This window comes from Streptomyces sp. ML-6 (genome assembly GCF_030116705.1).
Taxonomy (GTDB): Bacteria; Actinomycetota; Actinomycetes; order Streptomycetales; family Streptomycetaceae; genus Streptomyces.
This window is the reverse complement of sequence record NZ_JAOTIK010000001.1, coordinates 7,326,314-7,341,635: the sequence shown is the minus strand read 5'-3', so window position 1 is coordinate 7,341,635 and position 15,322 is coordinate 7,326,314. Positions and strand designations below refer to the sequence as shown.

Sequence of the window (15,322 nt, the reverse complement as noted above, 5' to 3'; positions counted from 1 at the left end):
GATGTCCGTGCCCCGCCACAGGAAATCGGGCCCGGCGCAAGGGGAATCGTTGGGCCGACCGCGTGGTGACGGAAGCCGGCGACGCCCTCGCGGGGGTGGCCGCTCCGCCCTGCGGTCCCCCGGTACCGGTGCCCCTCATCACACCGCGCCAATGCCCCCGGAAAGAACTAGTTTTGATAGGGAGAGCGAAACCCCCCCATCGGAGGAGTCGCAATGACTCACGGAAGCGGTAAGGACAAGATCAAGGGCAAGGCGAAAGAAGCCATGGGCAAGTTGACGGGCAACCGGCGCAAGGAAGCCGAGGGCAGGATCGAGCAGGCCAAGGGCGAGGCGAAGAAGAAGATGAGCGGCGGTCGCGACCGCACTCCGCCGCAGCCACCGCCCGCACTCTGAGCACGGCCGCCCTTCCGTCACGCGACCGGAGACGGTCGGCGGGGTGGAAGAACCGACTGACGAGGCCCGCACGGTTCCGGGAAGGCGGGCCGTTCGCCGCTTCGGGGAACGAGCCCGCTTCGTGCTGTACGAGGTAACCGGCAGGAGCCCCGGAAAGTGCGCGGCGGACCGTGCGGCGACGTCCGCGGCGAGAAAGCGATCGTCGCGGTGCGATTCCTGCTCGACGCCCACGAGAGGGTGAATCACCCATGACCGAAGGAAACAAACTGTTGCTCGCCGCAGCGGTGGCGGGCGGTTACGTCCTGGGACGCACCAGGAAAGGGCGCCTCGCCCTCACAGCGGCGTCCTACCTGGCCGGCCGTCGGCTCGGGATCGATCCACGGAGCCTGGTGACCCAGGGCGCGAAAAAGCTCGGGGAGATTCCGCAGGTCGCGGATTTGGGCGGCCAACTGCGCGGAGAACTGATGACGGCCGGCCGCAACGCCGTCTCCGCGGCCGCCGACCGCCGGCTCTCCGCACTCGCCGATTCCGTCCGGGAACGAACCCTCCGGCTGGAGAGCGCCGGCGACGAGGGGGCGGACGAAGAGGAATACGCGTCGGAGGAGGAAGAGGAACCGGAGGAGGAAGAGGGGAAGAAGTCGCGCAGCCGCAGTGCCGCGGGGCAGGGCAGGAGCCGCGCTGCGAAGAAGTCCTCCTCCGCTCGCGCGGGGGGAGAGGACGACAGGAAGCCGGGCGAGCGCAAGCGGGGAACGGCCAAGAAAACAGCGCCTTCCGGGAAACCCCCGGCGAAGGGGAAAGCCGCCGGGAAGACCACCCCGCGGAAGAAGGCCGCTTCCACCGGTTCCACCGGGAAGAAGGCATCGTCCCGCGCCGAGCACCGAAGGTGACCAGTCATGACACAACGGCAGCAGGAGACCTCGGAATCGGGGCTCGACCGGCTCCGTGACGAGCTGACGGACTACCTGACGGCTCGGGTCGGAAATCTGGCGGAGCGGGCGAGCGACAAGGTGTTCGACATGACGGACCAGTTGACCGATGTCGCAGCCAACGGCGGAGCGCTCTCCCGGGTGGGAGCGGGCCTCCTCGGCGGTGATTCCCCCGTCAAGGCGGTGTTGTCCGGCACGGTGAAGGGCGTCAAGGACAAGATCCTGGACAAGGTGAAGGGCTCCTCCCGCGGCAAGGGAGGAAGCGGGCCGGGTGACCGGAAGGTCACCAACATGATCGAAGTGATCGACGTGGGGGTTCCCCTGCGCACGGCCTACGACCACTGGACGCAGTACGAGAAGTTCAGCGAATTCACCAAGGGCGTGCGCAGCGTCTCGGCGTCCGACGAGACGACGAGTGACTGGAAGGTCAAGGTGGGCCCCTCGACCCGGGGCTGGAAGGCGACCGTCCGGGAACAGGTGCCCGACGAACGCATCGTCTGGAATTCCGAGGGAAGCAAGGCTTCGACGCGGGGCGTCGTGAGCTTCCACGAACTGGCCCCCAATCTGACCCGCATCGTGCTGGTCGTGGAGTACTACGCGTCCGGGCTGTTCGAGAAGACGGGAAACCTCTGGCGCGCGCAGGGCCGACGGCTGCGACTGGACTTCAAGCACTTCCAGCGCTACGTCAGCCTCACCGACAAGGAGCCCGAGGGCTGGCGGGGCGAGATCCGGGACGGCGAGGTCGTACGGACCCACGAAGAGGCCGTCGAGGAGGAGGAGGAGGCCCAGGACGCCGAGGAAGCCCCGGAGGACGAGGAGGCCGGGGAACCGGACGAGGAGGACGAGGAAGGCGAAGAGGAAGAGGAGGAGCCGGAGGAGGACGAGGAATGGGAGGAGGACGACTCCGAGGAAGCGGAGGAAGAGGAGAAGTGAGGCGGCGGTCCGGCCGGGACACCCCCGGCTCCCCCGCATGACTCCGCTGTCCCGCAACCACCGGAGTGGCTCGGCGGATCCGGACGTTTGGGGAGGGTACGCACATGGCAAACGCCTGCCATGCGGCCTTCAACGAAGAGTACGGAATTCCTCGGTCCCGGTCCGTGCGGCGGCACGGTGAGGGGCGGCGCCGCCCGCACCGAGCGGCTTCTCCTGCGGTGTCTCGACGCGCTGGGCCGTGCGGAGAAGCTCGATGCGGTGTCCTTCCCGCTGCGGCGGGTGGTGCGCGGGCTGCCCCTGGGCCGCTCCCGCGATGTCCTGCACGGTCTGCCGATCGGTCATCCGCTGCACCCCGCCCTCGTGCAGATCCCCATCGGCGCGTGGTTGTCGGCTGCGGTGCTGGACTTCGTTCCCGGGGGCCGTCGCGGGGCGCGGGTGCTGGTGGGCGTGGGGGTCCTCGGGGCGGCGCCCGCGGCGCTGGCCGGCTGGGTGGACTGGGCCGAGCAGCACCCGGAGCAGATGCGCACCGGATTGGTCCACGCGGCGTCCGTCACCACCGCCCTCGCGTTGTACGCCGGTTCGTGGGCGCACCGCGGCCGGGGAGGCCGGCCGGCCCTGGCGAGGGCGCTCGGTTTCGCGGGGTTGTGTGCCGTCGGCGTCGGCGGGCTGCTGGGCGGGCACCTCGCCTACCGGCAGGCGGCCGGCTCCGACAAGGCCGAGCCGGTCGCGCACCTGCTGGAGGAGGGGTGGCATCCGGTGGGCGCCGCGGAGGACTTTCCCATCGGTGTGGCGGTCCGCCGGGAGCTGGGAGAGGTGCCCCTTCTGGTGTTCCGGGAGCGGGAGGGGCGGGTGCACGTCCTCGCGGAGCGGTGCAGTCACTTCTCGGGCCCCCTGTCCGAGGGCAGGATCATCGACGGGTGTGTGGAGTGCCCCTGGCACGGCAGCGTCTTCCGGCTGGCGGACGGCCTCAACGTGCGCGGTCCGGCCACCGCGCCGCAGCCGGCCTTCCACGTCCGGGTGGACCAGGAGGGCATCGTGCAGGTGCGGTTGCCCGGCGCGGGCCGGGACGGTCGCTGATCCGGCGACCGCCGGTTCCGTCCGGCCACGGCCTGGCGGGGAGCGCCCGGGACCGCGGCGGGGCACCGGGCGGGCTCATTCGGGGGGAGGCAGCAGGGTGCCGAGCGGGCCGAGGTCCAGGTTGAGGTCGCTCATCGAGAGGTCGTACCGGGCACAGAGTTCGTTCATGCGGTCGTGCAGGATCATCAGTGTCATCCCCAGCCGTTCCTCCTGTTCCTCCGTGAGGTCCCCCGCCTCGACCCTTCGCAGGGCCTGTCGTTCCATGAGCTGTCGCAGCAACTCGACAATGGTGAGGACGAGTTTGATGAGGTCGCGTTCCACCGTGTCGGGGTCCGCGTTCACCCTGCGGGCCGGGGGCCGGGGGCCGTTCGGCGCGTCCTCCTCCGGGGCGGGCAGGGACCGGAGTGCGCGGTCGACGGCTTCGGTGATCTCGTCGAGGCGGCTGCGGGGCCGGTGCTCCTCGCCGGTCATCGTCGCCTCCTACGGGTGCGGTCGGGTGTTCCACGGGGCGGGGTTCTGCTCGCTGATGGAAACCATCAGGGTGCGCAGGGATATGCGTACGAGGTCGATGTCGGCGATCGACAGCACGATGTCCCCGGTGAGGACGGCGCCTCCGGCGAGCAGCCGGTCCAGCAGGTCGATGAGCGCCACCTGCCGGTCGGGAAGCGGCTCCTCGGGAAGCGGCTCCCGACCGGCGGGGTCCGACGGACCGCCCACGGGCCTCACGGCGCCTCCTCCCGGTCCTCCGGGGTGTCGGGGGCGGCGAACGAGTACGGGGCCCACGGGCCCGTGATCTCGATGTGCACGCCCGTGAGTCCGTCCGCCGCGCGTGCGACGCCGGCCCGGAATTCCTCGGTGTGCCGCAGCGGGACCAGGTAGGCGTCGTTGGTGACGTTCTCCCCCGTCCGGGGCGCGATGCCGCCCTGCTGCGGGCGATGCCTGACGCGGCCGACCGCGTAGGGCCGGGCGGCGGACTCGATGCGTTCGGCCGCTTCTCCGGCGCTGCGGTAGGCGTTCTCGCGGGCGGCCCGCTGGGTCCTGCGGCGGTTCAGGTAGGCCCGCCCGGGGCTCGCTTCCCCGGCGGGCGGCCGGGTGGCGGGGGGCTGGTCCGCGGGTTCGTCGACGAAGACCTTGACGCCCCATTCGGCGCGGGAGGCCAGTTCGTCGAGCCGGGAGTCGAACGCGTCGCACCGGCCCTCCAGCACGGAGCGCACGCGCTCGTCGTCCAGGTACACCGTCACCAGCCGGAGCGGCAGGACGGTCGTGCGTGCCGCGAGCGTCTCGACCACCCGGTGGTGGGCGCGGGCGGTGGCTTCCAGCCAGTCCAGGTCCTCCAGGTGCGAGCGCAGGGCGTCCTCCCCGAATTCGCTTCCGGAGACCGGGCTCACGGCGGCCGCCAGGCCGTCGCAGGATTCTGCGCGCACCAGGCGGACCGGCGCCCCGGACACCCCGGAGAGGCCCGTCAGCGCTTCTTCCAGTGCCGGGGTGTCCCGCGCGACCGCGTACGCGTAGCTGACGGTGGCGGTCATGGCTCGTCCCGTTCGTCGGCCGGGTCGGGCTGTTCGTCGGGGGAGGGCTCCTCGGCGGGCTCCGCGCGCCCCTCCGTCAGTTCCCCTGCGTCCCGGCGCAGCGCCTCGATCTCGGCGCGCAGGCGCCGGTTCTCCTCGGTGAGCGAGCGGTAGCCGTCGTGGGCGCGTGAGGACAGCGACGGGTCGTGCTCCCACCAGTCGATGCCCATCTCCTTGGCCTTGTCCACCGAGGCGACCAGCAGGCGCAGTTTGATGGTGAGCAGTTCGATGTCCAGGAGGTTGATGCGTATGTCGCCCGCGATGACGATGCCCTTGTCCAGGACCCGTTCCAGTATGTCGGCGAGGTTGGCCGAGGACTGCTGGCCGTAGGGGCCGGTCCGGGACGGCAGGTCCCCCATCCTCCTGGCGACGGGTTCGCTCACGGTCGCCGCACCTCGCTTCCCTGGTTCTCCGGCACGTCGGCGCACGTGCCGGACCGCGTTCCCGCCGGGCTGCGGGGGCCTCGGTCAGCCGGTGTTCCCCCGGGTACGGGCCCTGATCTCGTCCAGCCGGTCCAGCAGTTCGTCCTCACGCCGGTCGAAGGTTTCCTCATCGATCTCTCCCGACAGGAGCTGTCGTTCGAGCGCGGCGAGTTCCCGCTCGACCGGCCCGGGGTCGTAGTACTCGTTCTCCGCCGCCTCGACGACGCGTTCGATCACCCATACCGCTCCGCGCACGGGCGCCAGCGGAAGGGTGACGAGCTGGGTGAACAGTCCCATCGCACCTCCTGGACGGAGCCGTGAGCGGCTAGACGAAGCTGTAGGGGGCCAGCGGGCCGCGCAGCCGCAGCTCGTGGTCGGAACCGAGTTCCTCCCCGAGGCCCCGCTCGGCGGCGAGGAAGGGCTTCTCGTCGTCCCGGGCCACCAGGAAGGACACGTTGAGGAAGTCGTTGCCCGTCGGCTGCGCCACGTGGTGCTCCCGCGCGAAGCCGCCCAGGGCCTCCACGATCGCATCGGCCGTCCGGCTCTGCCTGGCCTGCACTTCCCCGGCCACCAACTCGCCCAGGGCGAGGGGAAGTTGTGGACCGCCCCGGCCGCTCCTGATCTCTTCGTTGAGCCTGTTCGCCTCCTCGGACTCCTGGAGGATCCGCCGCAGCAGCGCGTCCTCGTCCTGGGCGGCCTTCAGGTTGTACTCGACGCATCCTTCCAGTGCCCCGAGGCGTTCGAGGAGTTGCTCGGCGCGTTCCTCCAGCACCGCTCGCACCGCGTCCTCGTCCGTCGTGGTGAAGCCGAACTGCAACGGGAGAACCGTGCCCTCGGCCATCAGGTGTTCCTGGACCGCCTGGTGGGCGGCGAGGTCGCGGCGTTTGGGCCGCAGCCCCTCCGGGGCGTCGCTGACGACGGCGGACAGCTCCGCTCCGTGCACGGAGCGCAGCGTCGTGGGCGGATCCCCCACTCCTGCCAGGCCGTTCAGGCGTTGCGGGTGCGTCCTGGCGAGGATGGTGTAGACGTACACGGCCATGGCTCACTCCTTCCGGCGCCGGGCGGCAGGCCGACGCCGCGGCCGCTCCCGTCGCTCCTCGACCTCCTCGGCCTCTTCCTCGTCGTCCTCGCCCCCCTTGAGGGCGTCGCTCAGAACTTCGGCCGCTCCGCTCAGGGCGCCCTTCGCCTTGCCGTGGGAGCCGCCCTCGGTCACTTCTCCGACCAGGTCGGTCAGCTGGGAGGGCGCCTTGCGCCCCGATTCCAGGTCCAGGCGGTTGCAGGCCTCCGCGAAGCGCAGGTAGGTGTCCACACTGGCCACGACGATGCGGGCGTCGATCTTGAGGATCTCGATGCCCACCAGGGACACCCGTACGAAGACATCGATGACGAGGCCGCGGTCGAGGATCAGATCGAGGATGTCGTAGAGGTTGCCGGAGCCTCCTCCCCCCGTGGCGACGGGTCCTCCGCCTTGCGGCACCACAGTCATGGGGTGCCTCCCTTCAGCGGCTCGCCCCCATCCGGGTGCGGCCGTCTCGTCCTTCCTTCGCGTACCGGCGGCATCCGGTGTTCAGCGGTTGCGGTCCACCTGTCCCCGCGTGTAACGACGGGTGCGTTCGTACGCCACCAGCTCGCCTTCCTCGTCCAACAGCACCCGGTAGCTCGCCATGACGCTCGTGGTGCTGGGAACGCGTTCCAGTTCCAGGACTTCCACGTCCGCCTGCCAGCCGTCGTCGGTCGGTCTGACCGCCGATACCGATTCCGGGGCCCGGCCCAGCAGCCCCCGCAACTGCTCGGCCGCGCGTCGCATGGCCTGGGGTGCGGAAACGCCGCGGGCGGTGTGTCCGGCCCCGCTCTTCCGGCCCTCGTCGGACCCGTCGCCGGCCTTCCTGCCCGTCTTCTTGGCGGAGGGGCGCCGGGGACGTTCGGCCTCGTCTTCTTCGGCTGCGGCCATGTTTACTCTCCGAAGGCGGAGACGACATCTTGCCCTGTCGTGCCGCGCCGCAACGCGAGCACTATTTCATGGTATAGGCCTTTTGCCGGAGTCTCGCTCGCAGGCGGTACCGGGCCCGGCCGTACCGCGCCGGGCGGCGCCCGCTCACCCGCGGGTGATGCCGACGCACTCGTGGACGGTGGTGCGCAGGCTGCCCGTGCGGCGCAACAGCTCGCGCTGGGTCCGGGCGCCCGTCCCCCGCGCCAGGAGGGACCGCAGCGCTCCTTCGACCCGGTCCAGGTCCCCGTGGTCGTCCAGGGCCTCGCGGACGTGCTCCAGCAGGGCGTCCACCACTTCCGGGGCGGGCCGGGGCCGCATGGTGCGCGGGTGGAGCAGGCCGTCCTCCAGCCCCCACCGGCCGGCCTGCCAGGCGGCCATCCGCAGGAGCCCCGCACCGAACCGGGCCGGGGGTTCCCCGGCCCGCCACTGCCGGGCCGCCGTCTCCACCAGGCCACGGACCAGGGAGGCGAGCAGGGCCGTGTCCGCCGGATCGAGGCAGACGTCGGCCACCCTGATCTCGACCGTGGGGTAGCGGTGCGACAGCCGTGCGTCGAAATAGACCATCCCCTTGTCGCGCAGCACCCCGGTGTCGAGCAGTTCCCGCACGTGCGCGTGGTAGCGCTCGGCGGTCCCGAAGGCCTCCACCGGGCCGGCCGACGGCCAGCGGTCCCAGACCCTGCTCCGGTAACTGCTGTACGAGCTGTCGCGGCCCTGCCAGAAGGGCGAGTTGGCGCTCAGGGCCAGCAGGACGGACAGCCACGGCCGCGCCCGGTCCAGCACGCCGATGCCTTCGTCGTCGGAGGCCACACCCACATGGACATGGCATCCGCAGGTCAGCTGTTCCTGCGCGGTCAGGCCGAATCTCCGTTCCAGCCACTGGTACCGCTCGCCCCGGCCGATCGCCGGGCTGACGGGCAGCGGCGACGTGGCCAGCGCGACCACGGCCGCGCCCGAGTCCGCGGCGTGTTCGGCGGCCTCCGCACGGCAGCGGAGGATCTCCTCCGCCAGGTCGTGCATCGAGGTCTGCGGCGTCGTGGCGAATTCCAGCTGCTGGCGGTGGAGTTCGGACTCGAAGGCCGAGTCTCCCCCGGCCCGGCAGTCCGCCCTGGCCAGCACCGCCGTCGACAGGGCCTGGGGCTCGCCCCGTTCCGCATCCACGAGAAGGAGTTCCTCCTCGACACCCACGGTCCGCACGACGCCCTACCTCCGCTCGCAGATGCCTCCTCCCAGCATCCACCGGAACCACCCCCGCCGCAGGTCCTGCTCTCAGGCTGCGACCGGCTCGAAGGCACGGAGCTCGTCGGTGCCGGGCTGCACCACCCCGTAGCTGCTCTCCGGCACCTCGTTCCAGAGTCCGGGCAGGTCCCCCAGCGGTTCGGAGACCACCAGCCGCGTCTCGTCGGACACCCCTACGAGGACTTCCAGGTCGGGATGGAGTGCCCGCACACTGTCCACCCGGCTGCTGTAGAAGAGCGACCTGGAGGCGCGGCTGCTGGAGTAGCGGAAGGTCCACAGCCGCTCCCCGTCGGACACCGCCACCGTCATCTGGAGCGGATGCTCCACACCCGCCCGCCGGCCGACCTGCTCGACGAAGCCCGCCATGCGGGCGACGGCCCCGGGCGCGTCCTGGTCCAGGCCGAACGTGACGGCCAGATAGAACATCACTTCCGAGTCGGTGGAGCCTTCGAGCGCGGAGAAGAGCGAGGGGTCCACGGCAAGGGCGAGCTCCCTGCGCAGCCTGGGAAAATCGGTGATCGCACCGTTGTGCATCCACATCCAACGGCCGTGCCGGAAGGGATGGCAGTTGGTCTGCTGCACGGCCGTGCCCGTGGAGGCCCGCACATGGGCGAAGAACAGGGGCGAGCGCACGTGTGCGGCGATCTCGCGGAGGTTGCGGTTGTTCCAGGCCGGGCCGGTGTCGCGGATCACCGCGGGTGTTTCGGCGTGGGGCCCGTACCAGCCGATGCCGAAGCCGTCGCCGTTGGTCGTCTCCACGCCCATGCGTGCGTGCAGGCTCTGGTCGATGAGGGAGTGCTCCGGCTTGTACAGCAGGTCACCGAGCAGCACGGACTGTCCCGAGTAGGCGAGCCATCGGCACATGAGCGGCCCCTTCCCCCCGGGCGGACGAATGGTTGCGGCGTCTTGCCGCCCCCCTCTGTTCACGGTACCGAGAGGTGCCGGGCCCCGCTCGCGCGTCCCCGGGCAGCGGCGGGGAGAGCGGCTGCGGCCCCGGGTGCCGGTGGCACCGGCGCGGGTGGGACGGAGGAGGCCGATGGGCCGGCGCGGGAAGGGGGCCGCGGACCGCGGGGGCCCGCCCGGCAGGACCTCCGGTGCGCACCCGGCGTACCAGGGTGCACACCCGGCGTACGCACGGTGGGGCAGCGGCCCCGGCGGCCGGTCCGCCGGCCCTCCGATCAGTCGGTCAGTCGGCCAGTCGGTCCGATTCGAGCAGGACCCCCTCGTAGGCGAGCCACTGGGCGAAGGCGTGCAGTCCACGCGCCAGGCCCGTCGCGGCCGTCCAGCCGGGCGGCCGTGCGAGGTCGGCCGGGGTGTGCCCGCCGGGATCGCCGTCCGGGGCCGTGTGCACCGGCACGGGCCGCACGGCCTCGTGCACGGCGCGGGCCAACTCGGCCGTCGTGCACGGCTTCTCGGCCGCGACCACGAGGTCGTGGTTCTCCGGCCGGTCGCGCAGGACCGCCCCGATCGCGTCGGCGAGGTCGTTGACGTACACGGGATGCACCGGGGCGTCCGGGTCGCCCACGACCGTCACGGGACGGCTGCGCAGCGCGTCCCACACCATGCGGCCGATGAGGGTGCGGCGCGAGCAGCCCGGACCGTAGACCTCCCCCACGCCCAGCGTGTACGGGACGGGGTCGCCGTGCGGACGGACCGTCACCTCCGGTTCGGCGCGGTGGAGCCGGGTCAGGTCGATCACGGCGGCGGAGAGCTCCGGCCGGTCGGCGAGTCTGCGCACGAGGTGTTCGCCGAGGGGGGTCGCCGCGCCGCGCCAGACGAGACCGTCCGGCCGTCGTGGGCGGTGCGTGCGGTGCGTGCGGTGCGTGCGGTGTTCGGCGGCGGCTTCGCGTCCGGCCCGCAGCGCCCGGTGGGCCACCTCGGCCAGGGGCTCGCGGCGTCGTGCGATCAGCTCCTCCGTACCGGCGTTGCTGATGCCGCCCGGGCCGATCGTCGCCACCGCCTCCGCGTACGCCTCCGATGCCGTGGGCGGTCCGGCGAGACCGGTGCGGCCCGCCTCGAATCCCATGGCCAGGGCCGTCAGCCAGGTTCCCCGTACGTCCGCCCCGGTCGAGCCGGTGCCGGGCGGGCGCAGCAGCGCGGCGGGGAGCCCGGCTCCCCGGAGGTACTGTTCCGCGTCGAGGTGCAGCCAGCGCTGCGGGCCGGGGCCGGGGACCCGTACCGCGCACTGTGCGACGCCGTGCTTGAAGAACGGCAGCACCGTCAGTCCGGTGAGGGTCCGGCCCTCCTCCCCCGGCCGGTCCTGGGGCAGGAAGCAGACCGAACGGCGCGGGCCGCGGAAGGCGTTGCCGGAAATGGAGCCGCGGTCGTCGTGCTCGGTGAGGTTGGGCACGGCGACATAGCGCGGAACACTGTTGTCACGTAAGTAACGGTGCATCAGAATGTCGTCGGGCCAACCACCGAGGCGTTGCCTGCCGTACGTGACGAAGCCCTCGGCGACCCGGCGCGGCAGCACGATCGCCACGCAGGGGAAGTACTCGTTGACGGCGCCGACCCAGCGGGCGTCGGCCATCGCCCCGAACCGCACGGCCGCCCCGTTGCGGGAGTCCCAGAGGGCGAACAGGGCCAGTGCCGCCTCGGGAAACTCCTCGATCGCGTGCCGGACCCGCTCGTAGAAGGATTCGGACAACACCATGTCGTCCTGGACCACCAGTTGATGTGTGGCCCCGTCCTCGATCTCCGACCACGCGGCGAGGGCGGTGCGCAGCACCGACGGGGTGCCCGTGGGGTCGGGGTCCATGACCACCCGCAGCAGGCCGGAGGGCGCGTTCAGGGCCATTTCCTCGGCTGCCGCGCGGCGTTTGGGATGGGTCATGACCACCGCGCTGAGCCGTTGACGTGTCATACGTCCTCCCTCTCTCCGCGTCCGCCCGACGGGCCGGACACAAGCCGGATCCGGACAGTACGGGGCCCCTCGACGGCCCGCAAGAGTGCCGAAATCGCCCTCTGGCAGGCCGCGTGCGACCCATGGATGCTTGCCTGGCACGCCAGTCCCACGAAGCGCGTGCACCTCTCCCGACACGCGAAAAGAGGCTTCCATGCCCGGGTTACCCCACTCGACCGCTGCCGTCGTGGGCACCGAGGAGACCGTTCGTTCCCGGCTCGACAAGCTCCGTGACGCCCGTGTCGTCGTGACCGGCGGCGGCGGGCTCGTCGGTAGCCGGCTGGTCGCGCTGCTGCGGAGTGCCGGAGCCGTCGTCACCGTCCTGGACCGCATGGACGCCTATCCCGAGTCCGGCCACGAGACCTTCGGGGTGGCCCGCAGCGGCGCCCGGCTGGTCGTCGGCGACGTCCGCGACGCCGAAACCGTCGGCGGGCTGCTGCGCGACGCCGACTTCGTGGTCCACGCGGCCGCCTACGCGGACGTCGCCGCCTGCACCCGGCGCCCCGACATCGCCTTCCGTGCCAACGTGGAGGGCACCCAGGTCGTCCTGGAGCAGGCCGCCCGGTTCCCGGTGCGCCGGCTCGTGCTCGTCTCCTCCGCCTCCGTGTACGGCGACGGTGCGTCCGGCACCGAGGGCCCGCAGGTCTTCCAGGAGGACCAGCAGCTCTTCCCGGTGTCCGTGTACGCCAACTCCAAGCTGTGGGCGGAGCACCAGACGCGGCTGATGCTCGGCGCCTCCACCGGCACCGAGTACGCGGTGGTGCGCTACTTCTCCGTGTACGGCGAGCCCCAGATCCCCAAACCGGGCAGCCACTCCTGGATGGTGCCCTGGCTCTCGCTCCAGGCGCGCCTCGGCCGGCCCATGCGGCTCAACGGCGGCGGTGACCAGGTCCGCGACCTCATCCACGTGGACGACGTCGCCGAGGCCACCGCGCTCGCCCTGATCGAGGAGCAGATGGCCGGGCAGACCGTGAACGTCGGTACGGGCCGGCCCACCTCGGTCCGCGAGGTGGCCGATCTGATCGCCCCGTACTTCCCCGGCTCGCGGCGGATCGTCACCCCGCGCCCCGAGGGGGACCCGCTCGGCGGCTACGCCTGTGTCGAGCGCTCCCGCGAACTCCTGCGCTGGCAGGCCGGCATCGAGGTCCGGGAGGGCGTGGACCGGTACGTGCGGTGGCTGCTGGCGACGCCGGACGCCACGCCACGCTGGCTGGCGGAGGAGTACGGGAAACCGGCAGGGGCGTGACACGCTGCGCACCGACGGCCCCATGGGGGCGCAGGGACGGCGGCGAAGGCGATGAGCGCACGATGAGTCACACCGGTTCCTACGTCTGGTCGTTGCGCCGGCAGGTCGGCTCCCGGAAGTTGCTGGTCCCCGGCGCGCAGGTGCTCCTGATCGACGCCGGGGGCCGCGGGCTGTTCCAGCAGCGCGCGGACAACGGGGTCTGGGAGCTCCCGGCCGGTGCCTGCGAGGAGGACGGGGACTTCGCCGACGCCGCCGTCCGTGAGGTCGCCGAGGAGACCGGCCTGCGGGTGGAACGGGACGACCTGGTGGCGTTCGGGTCGCTCTCCGATCCCCGGGTGCACACCCTGACGTACCCGAACGGGGACGTGACGCACTGTTTCGCGCTCTGCTTCGTCGCCCGGCGCTGGTCCGGGGCGCTGTCGCCCGGTGCCGACGAGGTGCGCCGGGCCCTGTTCCGGCCGCTCGACGCCCCGCCCCGGCCGCTGCACCCGCCGACGGCGGTGGTGTTGTCCATGTACGAGAGGTTCCTCGCGGAAGGAAGGTTCCAGGCCAGGTGAACGCCATGTATCCGATACGCGCGGTGGTGCCCTGCCGGGCCTGTCTGTCCGGGGAGGACCTGGACTGGCTCGGCGGGGGCCGCTCGGTGAGCCTCGCGCTCGGTCTGATGACGACCGTGGAGGTCCGTCCCGGCGCCGCGTCCGACGACGGGGCCGAGGACGGCTGGCAGCGGGAGGTGTGGGCGTTCCTGCGTGCCCGGCTGGCCGGGCTCGCCCCGCGCCCGCCCGCCGTCACGGTGCGCAGCCGGGCGCCCTCGGCGAGCGGTCTGTCCTCGTCCACGGCCCGGATCGTGGCGCTGTTCCGGGCGTTCGCGGACGCCGCCCTCCCCGGGCGGCGGCTCTCCGACGCCACGATCACGCAGTGGGCGTACGAGTTCGAGTTCGCCGTCTTCAACGGTGGCGGCATGGACCATCTCGCGGTCGTCGAGGGCGGTGCGCTGCTCCTCGACGGCCGCGAGCGGGGGCTGCCGGCCGTGCGGGACCGGCTGGAGTTCCCCGAGGGGTGGCGGGTGGTGGTCGTGGATTCCGGCACCCGCAAGGACACCGGGCACCACATCCGGGACGTGCGGGCGCAGCTCGCGTCCGGCGACCCCGCGCTGGCCTCCTACCGGTCCGCGGCCGACGAGGCGTCGGGCCGGGTGTGGGAGGCGTTGCGGGGCCGGGACCTGGCGGCGCTCGGGGCCGCGATGTCCGAGGCCCATGCCGCGATGCGGGACCACCAGGGGATGTCGACGCCGCTGCTGGAGGAGTTGCGGGCGGTCGCGCTGCGTTCCGCCGGCCTGCCGCTGAAGCTCAGCGGGGCTGGCGGGGGCGGTGCGCTGGTCGGCGTCTGCCCGGCGGACGAGGTGGCGGGGACGGTGGAGCGCCTCGCGCGGGCATTGGGGGTCTCCCATCCGGGTGCCCGGGTCGTGCCCACCGCGGCGGCCCCGGGCACCCGGCGGGAGCCGGTGCCGGTGGCGGGAGGTCAGATGAAGGGGTCGTAGTCCTGGGTGAGCGGGGTCTCGCCGGTTCCGCGGGCGATGCGTTCCAGTTCCAGGTTGGAGCGGTGGCGCGCGCAGTGGAACCGGCAGTCCCGGCTCGGGTCGACGATTCCCCGGCGGTCCGCGTCCTTCCAGATGTCGGCGAGGTCGTCGGTGACGGCGTCGCCGATCTTCGCGAGCGGGTTGCCCCGGTGGTAGGAGCACACGTACACCCCGGAAGGGGTGATGAGGGTGCGGAGTTCGGCGACCCGGCAGCGGTCGTACTCCTTGGGCTGGACGGGGCCGACGTGGCCGCGCAGCGAGGTGAGGGTGGAGGAGTTGACGAGCTGGAAGCTCTCGCTCTCCAGCCGGGCGGCCTCGGCGAGCTGGCGGTCGACGGATTCCAGCATCTCGCCGGGTACCTGCACGATGTGGTGGTCGTCGTCGAACATGGCCTTGGTCTCGAAGTAGTCGCAGCCGATGTCGTGGGCGAGTTCGGCGGCGCGCAGCACCTCGTGGTGGTTGGTGACGATCTCCCCGTCGGGTTCCCGGCGTGACATCACGAGGAAGGAGTAGCCGAGCGCGCCGGTCTTCTCGGCGGCGAGCAGCCGCATGTTCTCGATGACCTTGTCGAAGACGCTGCGGCCCTTGCGGTCGGGCCGGAACAGGCCGTACGTCCCGGCGGTGCCGGCGTCGACGGAGACCCGGACCCAGGTGGCGTACCGGGCGAGCTCGGCGAGGTTCTGCCGGATCATCGTGCCGTTGGTGACGACCCCGACGGCCAGGCCCGCCTCGCCGAGGATGCGTAACACCTTGCGGGTGCCCCGGTGGGCGAGGGGTTCCCCGCCGCCTATGAGGACCACCGCGCGTACGGACATGGCGACGAGTTCCTCGGCGAGGGCGGCGAGCCGCTCGGGGGTGAAGCGGCCCTGGTTGAGGAGCTTTCCGCTGATGCACTCGGGGCAGGCCAGGTCGCAGAAGGTGGTCGGGTCGAGGTCCACGACGAGCGGGGCGCTGGAGGGTTCGCCCGCGGCGGCCTGGAGGATCCGGGGCCAGTCGGTGGGCTGGTACAGCTTGGAGACGAGGTCGAGGCGGTCGTGCGTCACGGAACTC

At 72.0% G+C, this 15,322-nt stretch carries 19 protein-coding genes; 7 read left to right on the top strand and 12 right to left on the bottom strand.

The genetic code is table 11. The features are described 5' to 3' along the window. The first annotated feature begins 213 nt into the window (after positions 1–213). The 4 genes from OCT49_RS32255 to OCT49_RS32240 all read left to right on the top strand — a co-directional run bounded on the left by OCT49_RS32255 (position 214) and on the right by OCT49_RS32240 (position 3,329). Complete coding sequence (locus OCT49_RS32255; RefSeq protein ID WP_283855328.1) at positions 214–393, top strand: CsbD family protein; 180 nt, start codon at positions 214–216, stop codon at positions 391–393. Positions 394–641: 248 nt separating this feature from the next. Beyond that, positions 642–1,280, top strand: a complete 639-nt coding sequence (locus tag OCT49_RS32250; protein ID WP_283855327.1) for a hypothetical protein — start codon at positions 642–644, stop codon at positions 1,278–1,280. 6 nt (positions 1,281–1,286) lie between these two features. Continuing rightward, positions 1,287–2,252 carry an SRPBCC family protein gene (locus tag OCT49_RS32245; protein ID WP_283855326.1) on the top strand — a complete coding sequence of 322 codons (966 nt, stop codon included), beginning with the start codon at positions 1,287–1,289 and terminating at the stop codon, positions 2,250–2,252. A gap of 177 nt (positions 2,253–2,429) precedes the next feature. Next, a complete protein-coding gene (locus OCT49_RS32240; RefSeq protein ID WP_283855325.1) occupies positions 2,430–3,329 on the top strand; it encodes a Rieske (2Fe-2S) protein in 900 nt (299 codons plus the stop codon). A gap of 75 nt (positions 3,330–3,404) precedes the next feature. Here the strand turns inward: OCT49_RS32240 and OCT49_RS32235 are convergent, their stop codons facing one another. The 11 genes from OCT49_RS32235 to OCT49_RS32185 form a co-directional block, all read right to left on the bottom strand. Continuing rightward, complete coding sequence (locus tag OCT49_RS32235; protein WP_283855324.1) at positions 3,405–3,800, bottom strand: gas vesicle protein K; 396 nt, start codon at positions 3,798–3,800, stop codon at positions 3,405–3,407. Between the two features lie 9 nt (positions 3,801–3,809). Further along, entirely contained in the window at positions 3,810–4,055 is a 246-nt protein-coding gene (locus OCT49_RS32230; protein ID WP_283855323.1) for a gas vesicle protein, read from the bottom strand. Then, positions 4,052–4,858 carry a GvpL/GvpF family gas vesicle protein gene (locus OCT49_RS32225; protein ID WP_283855322.1) on the bottom strand — a complete coding sequence of 269 codons (807 nt, stop codon included), beginning with the start codon at positions 4,856–4,858 and terminating at the stop codon, positions 4,052–4,054. Before OCT49_RS32225 ends, OCT49_RS32230 begins: the two co-directional genes overlap by 4 nt. Further along, on the bottom strand, positions 4,855–5,256 hold the full coding sequence (locus OCT49_RS32220; protein ID WP_283856008.1) for a gas vesicle protein: 402 nt from the start codon (positions 5,254–5,256) through the stop codon (positions 4,855–4,857). Before OCT49_RS32220 ends, OCT49_RS32225 begins: the two co-directional genes overlap by 4 nt. 108 nt (positions 5,257–5,364) lie before the next feature. Beyond that, positions 5,365–5,616, bottom strand: a complete 252-nt coding sequence (locus tag OCT49_RS32215) for a gas vesicle protein GvpG (RefSeq protein WP_283855321.1) — start codon at positions 5,614–5,616, stop codon at positions 5,365–5,367. Positions 5,617–5,644: 28 nt separating this feature from the next. Beyond that, positions 5,645–6,358, bottom strand: a complete 714-nt coding sequence (locus OCT49_RS32210) for a GvpL/GvpF family gas vesicle protein (RefSeq protein ID WP_283855320.1) — start codon at positions 6,356–6,358, stop codon at positions 5,645–5,647. Positions 6,359–6,361: 3 nt separating this feature from the next. Next, complete coding sequence (locus OCT49_RS32205; protein ID WP_283855319.1) at positions 6,362–6,805, bottom strand: gas vesicle structural protein GvpA; 444 nt, start codon at positions 6,803–6,805, stop codon at positions 6,362–6,364. An 81-nt stretch (positions 6,806–6,886) separates the two neighbouring features. Continuing rightward, positions 6,887–7,270, bottom strand: a complete 384-nt coding sequence (locus OCT49_RS32200) for a gas vesicle protein GvpO (RefSeq protein WP_283855318.1) — start codon at positions 7,268–7,270, stop codon at positions 6,887–6,889. A 144-nt stretch (positions 7,271–7,414) separates the two neighbouring features. Further along, positions 7,415–8,503 carry a glutamate--cysteine ligase gene (locus tag OCT49_RS32195; protein WP_283855317.1) on the bottom strand — a complete coding sequence of 363 codons (1,089 nt, stop codon included), beginning with the start codon at positions 8,501–8,503 and terminating at the stop codon, positions 7,415–7,417. Positions 8,504–8,575: 72 nt separating this feature from the next. Continuing rightward, positions 8,576–9,409 (bottom strand): class II glutamine amidotransferase, encoded by an 834-nt coding sequence (locus OCT49_RS32190; protein ID WP_283855316.1) that lies wholly within the window; start codon positions 9,407–9,409, stop codon positions 8,576–8,578. A gap of 322 nt (positions 9,410–9,731) precedes the next feature. Beyond that, entirely contained in the window at positions 9,732–11,408 is a 1,677-nt protein-coding gene (locus tag OCT49_RS32185) for an NAD-dependent epimerase/dehydratase family protein (protein WP_283855315.1), read from the bottom strand. Positions 11,409–11,601: 193 nt separating this feature from the next. On the opposite strand from OCT49_RS32185, the gene OCT49_RS32180 reads away from it, so the two are divergent. The 3 genes from OCT49_RS32180 (at position 11,602) to OCT49_RS32170 (ending at position 14,233) form a co-directional block, all read left to right on the top strand. Next, positions 11,602–12,693 (top strand): NAD-dependent epimerase/dehydratase family protein, encoded by a 1,092-nt coding sequence (locus tag OCT49_RS32180; RefSeq protein ID WP_283855314.1) that lies wholly within the window; start codon positions 11,602–11,604, stop codon positions 12,691–12,693. A gap of 62 nt (positions 12,694–12,755) precedes the next feature. After that, complete coding sequence (locus OCT49_RS32175) at positions 12,756–13,250, top strand: NUDIX domain-containing protein (protein ID WP_283855313.1); 495 nt, start codon at positions 12,756–12,758, stop codon at positions 13,248–13,250. Positions 13,251–13,255: 5 nt separating this feature from the next. Further along, entirely contained in the window at positions 13,256–14,233 is a 978-nt protein-coding gene (locus tag OCT49_RS32170) for a mevalonate kinase family protein (RefSeq protein ID WP_283855312.1), read from the top strand. Here OCT49_RS32170 and OCT49_RS32165 read toward each other — a convergent pair. After that, complete coding sequence (locus OCT49_RS32165) at positions 14,215–15,315, bottom strand: radical SAM protein (RefSeq protein WP_283855311.1); 1,101 nt, start codon at positions 15,313–15,315, stop codon at positions 14,215–14,217. The two genes, OCT49_RS32170 and OCT49_RS32165, sit on opposite strands and share 19 nt — an antisense overlap. Between the last annotated feature and the right edge of the window lie 7 nt (positions 15,316–15,322).